Origin of the sequence: Paraburkholderia sp. UCT2, from assembly GCF_014397665.1 — a bacterium.
GTDB lineage: Bacteria > Pseudomonadota > Gammaproteobacteria > Burkholderiales > Burkholderiaceae > Paraburkholderia > Paraburkholderia tuberum.
Genome location: NZ_VZQO01000133.1, coordinates 1 through 1,163 on the forward strand (window position 1 = coordinate 1; position 1,163 = coordinate 1,163).

Annotated in this window: 1 pseudogene; it reads right to left on the reverse strand. The window is 60.9% G+C overall.

Annotated elements, in window-relative coordinates:
• Window positions 1-1,036: 1,036 nt before the first annotated feature.
• A pseudogene (locus F6X39_RS37465) lies at window positions 1,037-1,163 on the reverse strand (LysR family transcriptional regulator); the annotation flags it as partial.

Below are 1,163 nucleotides of genomic sequence, written 5' to 3' on the forward strand. Positions count from 1 at the left end.
GACGTCGATCGCAAGAGACTGGCGCGGCGCACTCGATCTCGCGCTGGCCCGCGCGGCGCGTTCGATCGTCCGCAGGCAGCAGGCGCGCATTGCGACTCGGGGTCCCCGTGATTTTGATGCCGTTTACCGGGGTAGCGGCCTCCAGGCGCGACAAGGCCTAGCGGACTGCCCCTAAAACAATGCCGCTCGATTTGTTCTGGAAGGCTCGGATAGCAACGCACCGCTGGGCGCTACCTATCACCGAAGCTTGGCGGCCGCCGGGTAATTCGCCTCCTGGCATTGCCATATCGGGCCCCTCAGTCGGTTGCAACCGGCGAACGCGGCGACGAATTGCCGGGACGTCGCCGCGATAAAGGCGAGATCGATTGTGCGACTGCAGTCGATACCCACGAAACAGCGTACTGCCGGCTTTCCACCAACATCCGTTGGTAAAGTAGTGAACGAACGACCGCAGTACTTCAGGAAGAGACGGTGGCAAGAGCTGTTGTCGAATGACAGAGTCACGCCCTGAGGTGGTCCGTCAAGTTTTTTGAACGGGAGCCTGTTCTTCCGAAGCCCTCGCGGTTTGACCTGCACGTTGCTGGCCGGGCGAGTTGCCCACCGCCGGCCAGCGTCATGGTCGTAGCCCGCTTTCCTCAGGGCCGCCAGTTCGCTCAGGGGGAGAGAGGGGCGTTGTTCCTGAGCGCGGCCAGGTCGCGGCATTGCGCAGCGCTTAATGGCGGCAAGCTTTGCGATATGCCGCCCGCAGCGCAGCCAGCGAGCGAAAGAATCAACGCAGGAAGCGCCGGCCAGATCCTCGGCGAGTTCTTCATGGCCCAATTTCCTCCAATGAAGCGTTGAAGTTTGATCGAGGCTGAGCATTGTCCTTCGAATCAAGCCCACCGTTTTGCTGGAGCCTATTCATTTATCGCCGCTGCTCAATTCGTGGTGCTTATGCGAGTGCGTGGCCATCCGGCCGGGTGCGGCCATCGCCACCCACCGGCACGCGCTCTCACGAGGACATTCGAACGTCGCGTTCACATCGGAAACGACCCCGCTAAACGTTGAACAGTTCGCTACGCGCCGCGTCCATGATCATCGCGACAGCCGGGTGGCTGACGTGGCGCTCGATAGAGATTGCAAAAAATTCCTCGACGATCGAATTGATCTGTCCGACTATCGTC